At 35.1% G+C, this 8144-nt stretch carries 9 protein-coding genes; 3 read left to right on the top strand and 6 right to left on the bottom strand.

Annotated features, from left to right (window positions below):
- Positions 1–1126 (top strand): IS110 family RNA-guided transposase (locus BLR54_RS14705; protein WP_090422389.1); only part of this gene is annotated, 1126 nt, incomplete at its 5' end.
- 502 nt (positions 1127–1628) lie between these two features.
- Here BLR54_RS14705 and BLR54_RS14700 read toward each other — a convergent pair.
- From BLR54_RS14700 to rhuM, 4 genes are all read right to left on the bottom strand, one after another.
- Positions 1629–2828, bottom strand: a complete 1200-nt coding sequence (locus BLR54_RS14700) for an ATP-binding protein (protein ID WP_090422387.1) — start codon at positions 2826–2828, stop codon at positions 1629–1631.
- Between the two features lie 313 nt (positions 2829–3141).
- Positions 3142–3354, bottom strand: coding sequence for a hypothetical protein (locus BLR54_RS14875; RefSeq protein WP_143008466.1), 213 nt, complete (start codon positions 3352–3354; stop codon positions 3142–3144).
- Positions 3355–3383: 29 nt separating this feature from the next.
- Positions 3384–4256, bottom strand: coding sequence for a ParB/RepB/Spo0J family partition protein (locus BLR54_RS14695; RefSeq protein ID WP_090422385.1), 873 nt, complete (start codon positions 4254–4256; stop codon positions 3384–3386).
- 119 nt (positions 4257–4375) lie between these two features.
- Positions 4376–5305, bottom strand: coding sequence for a RhuM family protein (gene rhuM / locus BLR54_RS14690; RefSeq protein ID WP_090422383.1), 930 nt, complete (start codon positions 5303–5305; stop codon positions 4376–4378).
- A gap of 240 nt (positions 5306–5545) precedes the next feature.
- Here rhuM and BLR54_RS14685 point away from each other — a divergent pair, with 240 nt between their 5' ends.
- The gene (locus tag BLR54_RS14685; protein WP_090422382.1) at positions 5546–5857 is read left to right on the top strand and encodes a helix-turn-helix domain-containing protein; all 312 of its coding nucleotides are present in this window, start codon (positions 5546–5548) and stop codon (positions 5855–5857) included.
- A gap of 34 nt (positions 5858–5891) precedes the next feature.
- On the opposite strand, the gene BLR54_RS14680 is transcribed toward BLR54_RS14685, so the two are convergent.
- Positions 5892–6497, bottom strand: coding sequence for a sister chromatid cohesion protein PDS5 (locus tag BLR54_RS14680; RefSeq protein ID WP_090422380.1), 606 nt, complete (start codon positions 6495–6497; stop codon positions 5892–5894).
- Between the two features lie 39 nt (positions 6498–6536).
- Complete coding sequence (locus BLR54_RS14675; protein WP_090422377.1) at positions 6537–7535, bottom strand: serine hydrolase domain-containing protein; 999 nt, start codon at positions 7533–7535, stop codon at positions 6537–6539.
- A gap of 379 nt (positions 7536–7914) precedes the next feature.
- On the opposite strand from BLR54_RS14675, the gene BLR54_RS14670 reads away from it, so the two are divergent.
- A partial coding sequence (locus BLR54_RS14670) for a hypothetical protein (protein WP_330388224.1) occupies positions 7915–8144 on the top strand: 230 nt, incomplete at its 3' end.

Here is an 8144-nt window from a genome sequence, read left to right as displayed (position 1 = left end):
CATTCGTGCTAAACCATTTGAAATCCATCATAACCTGGATGAATTACATTCATTGGCGCTATATATAAAAAGTACTAATGAACAGCCTATTATTTTGATGGAGCCTACTAGTCACTATCATTATCCCATCTTAAAAGTCTTTCAAGAAGAACAACTTCCAGTATGCTTAATCAATCCGTACTTAATGAAAAAGTATGGTGATAATGAAATACGAAAAGCTAAGACAGATAAAAAAGATGCACTTCGTATTGCTCAGTATGCACTCGAAAAGGCTTATTCATTGACTCCATATGAATCAGCTGAACAAAAATATGATGATTTAAGATTTCTTTCGAGACAATACAAACAAAGAATATCTACATTAACTGTCGCTAAAGTTCAGCTACAAAATCTTCTTGATGAAACAATGCCTGGAATTACATCTATTCTCCCTCTTAAGAGCCGAGATCCAGAAAACTGTGTACTCTTGAGATTTATCAAACGATTCAAATCATTTGATGTAATCCGAAAGATGGGAAAAACAAGATTCTTAGAGAGCTATAAAGTATTAGTCAAAAAAACTACTGACCGATATGCTCTGTCCAAAGGTCTTGCAATCTATGAATTAGTAATAAATAGTGTAACCACTAGAGGCGAGAATCCACTATCATCTATTGTCCAAGAACAATGCGTTGACCTTGTTTCAACCGCTCAAACAGCAGCTGATGAAATCAACCTACAAATGAGAATCATTGCAGAAACTATTCCAGAATATAAAATCCTGCATGATATGCCTGGCGTTGGCGATAGATTAGGTCCAATCATTCTTGCAGAAATAGGAGATATTCGGCGCTTCCATAGTGGAAAAGCCTTAAATGCCTATGCAGGAAATGATGCCCCGCCATATCAATCTGGGCAATTCGAGAGCCGAAATCGTCACATCTCTAAACGTGGCAATCCGGCTCTACGAAAAGCTTGTTTTGAGGTTATGCAAGCTCTCAAACTATCCAAACCTCAAAACGACCCTGTCTATCTTTTCATGATAAAGAAAGAACAGGAAGGAAAGCCTTATAACGTAGCAAAAATGGCCGCCGTTAATAAGTTCCTCAGAATTTACTACGCTCGTGCTATGGAGCTATACAAGTAAATTCAATATCTTAATTATAAACTCATGATAATGACCTGCATAGGCAGGCCTTATTAAAGTCATGCTTTTTTCAAAAACTTGAACATATATTTATCATAAAAAAATCATTGACATACATTAGCAAGATTTGTTAATTTTACTATATTCAATTATAGCGAATTCTCATCCATCAAGAAATATAAAACACTATATTAATCCCGCTATTCTTTGCTTAATTCCCCAGAAAACATCAAATAATTGTAAACTGCAATTAACTTTGTGATGATTTAAAAATTGGCATCTTAATTTTTCTTTACATAAAAATATAGGGAGTCTTTTCAGACTCCCTATACGAGAAATAGCTTAAATTCAAGCTTTTCTGGGAAATGAAACCTGCGATTCTCACCGTAGTAGAGCTTTACAGCTTTCACTATGTAATCTTTTGGGATTTCAAATGTTCCCAGAAACAATGCATTTTCAATTAGTGCTTCTCTGCTATAGCAGCCTGTAGTGGTGTGCTATCCTACGACACTTTTTGTAACAACCACTTTGTTAAATCCAGCACTTTAATTCCCTCAATATCATAATCATCATGTGATGTATTCGCTATTAAGACTTTAGGATATGCATCTTTAATTGCTCTAAGAGGTGCTAACTCCCTTTCCAAAGTAGCTGGTTCAGAAATATTGTCAGATACCTGAATATACAGCTTTTCGTTTTGCTTCATTGCTACAAAATCTATTTCTTTCTGATAAAGCTTTCCTACATAAATATCATAACCTCTTCTTAGCAATTCCAAGGCCACAATATTCTCATAAGCCCTTCCATAGTCCATATTTCTAGTTCCAAGCATAGCGTATCTAAATCCCAAATCACTAAGATAGTATTTGTCCGATGTTTCTAAGTATTTTTTTCCTCGTATATCATAGCGCTTTACTTTATAGAACATAAATGCGCTGCAAAGATATTTCATATAATTTCCTACAGTTATATGATTAGTCTCGACATTATTTTGCTTAAATACATTGCTTACTTTACTAGCAGAAGTCAGATTAGAAATATTGTCCATCATATAATCTGTCAACGAATCAAACAAAGCCTCTTCCTTAATGCCATACTTATCTACAAGATCTCGTTTAATAACTGTAGTATATACATCCTTAATATATGATGCTTGATCCTCTTTTTCGTTATATACATAAGATCCCGCCAACCCACCATTCATAACATATTCATCCAAAACATTTGCTGTATTAGAATCATAATCATAGTACTCACAATATTCAGAGAAACTAAACGGATATACTGGAATTTCTATAAATCTGCCAGTAAATAATGTGGATAAATCTGAACTTAGTAGAAACGCATTAGACCCAGTAATATAGATGTCATATTTGCGACTATTGTATAAACTATTAATTGCAAGCTCAAATTTCTCACACATTTGGACTTCATCAACAACAATAACATTAGACTTATCAGCAACATATTTTTCTTCGCAATAGGTATAAAGTTCCTTATATGTTTTTAAATCATCAAACTTCAAATCTGCAAAATCAACATATATTATATTTGCATCCTCATTTTTACGAATCCAATCCATATATGCACGTACCAATTCAGATTTTCCAGATCTTCTCAAACCTGTTATTATCTTAATATCAGGAGTATCTTTTAATCTAATGAGTCTATTCAAATAATCTCTTCGTTCAATAAGTTTCATACATAACCCACTTTCAAAACTTTAATTTTTTGTATCTTTTGAAAACATTATACCATCCACTTTCAAAACTTTAAATACATTTATTTTTTGAAAGTATAATCCGCAGCTATCTCCCCCATCAACTGAAACAAATTTTACATTTCGCAAATTTAAGAATTTTTCAAATTCGCGAAATAACAAAAGTGAACGCAGTGCGTTTGTAAAGAACAAAATAACTTCGCGCCAACTTGGCACGAAGTTACTAATATTGACCAATAAAAAAGCTCGACTTCCCGCATTATACGGAAAATCGAGCTTTTATTTTAACTTTTAATTACCTGATCAGCAACTGATGTATATTTCTTTTCTTAGCAATATAATATTGTTCCTGTTCTGTAATTTTATCTTCTTTGCACAACTGCTTCATTATATCTAACGCAGCTAGCTCAATTGCCTTTTCTTCAGCACCAGGCAAGAACACTACCTGTTGAGTGCTAATTACTTGTTTGCAATTGCTGCCTGTGCAGCAGCGGTAAGGTAACACCATTTTTTAGTGAAAAGCATTGAGATAATCAACTAGCTATCCCTATTCTGCTGCCACTGTTCTAATAATTTGATGATAGTTTCTTCCATCTGTCTCGGTGTATACGATTTAGGAAAAAACTTCTTCAAGGTATCATGCTTTAAAACTACACGGTCCAGATTCTGCTTCTTCTCTTCAGATAAAATTGCAAACATATCATCTTGAGTTAATTCCTCAGAGAACGCTAACTTTTTGATTCGTTGTGCTTGAGATAGAGATGGTATAGCCTGGGCATAATCTATGGCAGATAATAATTCTATCTGTTGATTTTTGTTTAAAAAGGATAACTCATATGCAGGATTAAATCCCATCAACTTATCGTCCACTAATTGAAGAAGTTCTGGATTTAAGTATGTAAGTCGAATATATCGTTGAATATTTCTTGCATTTTCTCCCACTTCTTCAGCCATCAACTCCCTCGATTTTTTACCATTAAAATGGTGGCCAATTTGGCCACCATTTCTTGAATGTCTTCCTGCCTGTCTTTTCATCGCTTCCAATTTCATCTTAAAAGCAAAAGCTCTCTCACTTGGAAGAATTTCTTCTCTTTGCAAATTACTGTCTACCATAAGAATAATTGCTGCATCGTCATCCATATCTCTAACAATGCATGGAATTGTTTTTAGCCCTAACTTTTGACAAGCATAATGTCTTCGATGTCCAGACGTTATTTCAAAGTTTCCATCATTATCCTTTCTTACAATAGCTGGTTGCAGTACACCAAACTCTCGAATAGACTCCACTACTTTTTCCATTTCAGCATCATTCCTGATTTTGAATGGATGATTTTGAAAAGGATGGAGCTTTTCCAATGGAATGTTGACCACTGTTTCGCCATTTTGATTTTTTGTTATTTCGTAGTTCATGACCTACCTCCTAAATTTTTTTTCAATCAAAATGGTATAGAAAAAGAGCAGCTATCTTACGATAACTGCTCTATGTATTGTTCATTATTCAATTAAGAGCTCGACAACCATAAATTTGCCTACATCTTCAATAAATTCATAACCAATGTTGTCATGATATCTTTTTCTTCAGGATTTGATTCTGCAATCATAAGCGTAATAGCAACGAGCGCTCCATCGCTAATAACCTTTTGCCCATCTCGTATCAATGCATCGTTTTTATCTAAGAACTCTAAAAAAAGAGATGCAGCTATTCTTTTACAACCATCAGCAAATGGATGATCCTTTATCATAAAGTACAAAAGATTTGCAGCCTTTTCTTCTAATGATGGATATACCTCCCCACCAAATACATCTTGATATACTGCAGCAAGAATTCCTTCTATTTTTCCAGCTTCTTTTTCTACGCCAAATACATCTGAACTAAAACTGTCTTCCATATGATTAATCATATTTCTACAATCTTCATATGTGATTTGATAAACTGGCTTGTTCCCCTCTGGTTTATTTAATGACTGATGATCGTATTGGTCTAAAAGAACTAATGCGTCAGTATAAAGGTTTACTGCTCGAAGAACTTCTGCTTCTTCAATATCTAATGTATTTGCTATAATCTTTGATTGAATCTCAACAGTTTTATTCAAAGCAGCTAAACGTTTTTCATTTACTGCATAGCCTTTCATGATGTATTGTTTTAAAACATCATTAGCCCATCGTCTAAAAGCAATACCTCTCTTTGAATTAACTCTATATCCAACAGATAGTATCATGTCCAAATTATAAATTTTTGGTTTTCTACCCCCGGAACTTTTATCGGAAATTCCGATAGAAGTATCATCAAGTTCTCCTTCAGAAAGAATATTATTAATATGCTCACTTATAGTAGCTTGCCTTACATCAAATAATTCTTCCATTTGTTTCTGTGTAAGCCACACTGTTTCTTTATCTGGACTTACTTGAACTTCTATATTCTTATCCCCATCTGTAAATAAAACAATTTCAGTTTTCATAGCATCAGCTCCTCTTATGTCTATCTTTTATTCTATCGTTTTACATCTAGAAACTCTACTTCGAATTGTCTTTCTCAACTACACTTAAATCCACGTAATCTTCTGGATATCCGCAACGTCTGATCATATTATTCCTCATTTATATATTTCTATGATATTAACTATACTAATAGAATAGTATAATCTAGTCAATACCAATAGTATAATTATCTATATTATTAATAAACGAGGTTAAAAAACATGAACGAAAATTATGGAGAGCAAATAAAAACCTATCGCATAAATTTAGGAATGACACAAAACCAGGTAGCAAAAGAACTTGATGTAACTCCAGGATACATCAGCAATGTTGAAAATGGGCGTACTGCCATGTCTCTTAGACTTCTTATTTATTATTCAAAACTGATGGGGATTACTCTGGATGAGCTTGTCGGAAGACTTGAGCCCGAGTATAAGAAATCAGCTATCGATAACGCTCTTTGGGAAGAAATAAAAACACTGGATGATGACCAAAAAGAAAAACTATTGGCTACAATCAAAATATGGAAATAATAAAAAGCAGCTATCTTTGATAACTGCCCATAACTTACTTTGACGTTGTCGCCTTGATTGCTCCAAGACTGTGTATCCTAACAACACGATTGCTATCTGTTTCCGCCATATTTTGTAATTGCTCTATATAAGGAATGACAAACTCCGGTCTGCGTTTTCCAAGTACTCGAAAAATTTCTGGAGATTCCATTCTGACCTTGTCATCAACATCATGCAGAAGTGACTCGAATACTGACATATGATTCTCATAAATATCTGGAGTGTTCGTAGCAATATTTTCAGAAGCCCAGATAAAACTCAAGCGTACTTTAGGTTCGTCGTCAGAGGCAAAACGAAACAAATCCGACCAATATGGTTCTATCAAACCGTAATTGCCTCTTCCTATTCTTCCAAGAGCATTTACAGAGCGTTCCCTCAAAAGCGCATCTTCACTATCACAAAACGAAGCAATCGATGGAACAGCATCTTGAATAGAATCTGGATATTCAAGTCCCATCTCACCAAGCAGCCATAATGCCTTTGCCTGTATCTCCACTGACTCATGAGCAAGAAGAGAAGAAACATAAGGAATATTATCTTTCCATCTATTCTTATCCTTTGTCAATACTCCAAGTTCTTTATAAAGCTCTGTTTCGTTCAAATCAACATCCCCCTAGTCAATTTATACTGAAACTTAAACCTATACTGTGCATTCAACAACTGGCAAGACTTTATTCTCAATGAATTCCTCACGATCAAAAATCCTCACCCTAAATGTCCCTGTCATTCCCACAGATACTTTTTTCTCTTTATTTATATATATGATATTTCCGCTGTCGCCAATCGCAGCGTATACATCTTTATCATCGTTGGGCTTATACCATAAGTAGCCATAGTTCATGAAACCAAATCTCTCACCAAGCTTAATTTGAGGTGTCAGCATATCGTTTAAGTATTCTTCGGAGATGATTCTCTTGCCATTATACAGGCCACCGTCTAAAACCATCGCGCCTATCACAGCCATATCTTTTGCCGACATACATAATCCCCAGCCAGCCGTAACACATCCCTGTGGATCAGTGTACCACTCGTATTTCCTAGGATTCTTATTCATAAAGAAATCAAACTGATCTTCCTTGGAACTATCTCCATGTGGTATTCGCTCCGGCAATCCTAGAGGTCTAAACAAATTCTCGTTGGCAAAATCAATACACTTCGCACCTGTTGCTCTCTCGATTATTCCTGCCAGTATCTGAATACCAAGTGTTGCATACCTGAACTCGCCTGTGATTCCATCACGGCCACCAAGGGAATCGAGTATCGCAAGCGTGAAATCTTGAGAAGTACATACCTTCTTCCATGGTTCTGACTTACCTTTATATGGAGCTGTCATTGTAAGAAGATGCCTGATTGTAACATCATATATGGTCTTCTCACCGCGCTTTACAGTGTAATCCGGAAAGAAATCCATTACCTTTTGATCTAGATTTTTGATGTATCCCTTGTCCAGCGCGATTCCAGCAAGCAACCCCATGATACCTTTTGTCACGGAATTGACATTCATTGCATCCTCAGTCTTGAAACCACGCCAACAATCATCAAGAGCCACCTCATTATCCTTGATGACATATATCTGGCAGATGTTGCTCTCATTGCCAGTGCTCTCAGATATGTACCTATGTAACTGTTCTTTGTTCATAATCAAAAGCCTCCTCTTAGTAAAGATTTGGACGTCCTAATAAAAGGCTAATATGATTAAAAATTCTTTTCAAGAAAAATCTTAAAATTTCTTTCTTACAGTGTTTTTCCAATTTTTCTCCAAAACACTGTAAAATCCCTGATTTACGGAATTTCCAGCCCTACTACACAATTTTTCCGTAGCCGTTTTTGGTAAATCACAGCTCATTACGGAACAATAAGTCAAAACCAGCTCATATTACGTAGGAATATGGCCAGTAATGAAGTGGTAATGTAAAAGTAGACACACACGTACTTTTGTAGACACTACAATTAATTACGAGTAACATCGTAAGTATGAAGTAGTCATCCTTGAATAAAAAGTGTTACGGAGGTGTCTTATGAAACACACAACAGAAGAAAGATTAGCCATAGGAAAGCGACTGTACAACAAGGAGCTTTCGCATAAAGAGGCAATGGCTGAGTATGGCGTTTCCGATTCTTCTCTTGATAAATACACTCAAGAATACAAGAAATCACAAGGAATTCCTATAAAGGATGTATCCTCATCCAGCAAATCGGTTAATCTACGTTCTAAATCTATATCAGATATTGATATAGACACATACAT

This window comes from Pseudobutyrivibrio sp. YE44, assembly GCF_900104335.1.
Classification (GTDB): domain Bacteria; phylum Bacillota; class Clostridia; order Lachnospirales; family Lachnospiraceae; genus Pseudobutyrivibrio.
The sequence above is the reverse complement of the archived record's forward strand: the minus strand, read 5'-3'. Positions and strand labels throughout refer to the sequence as shown.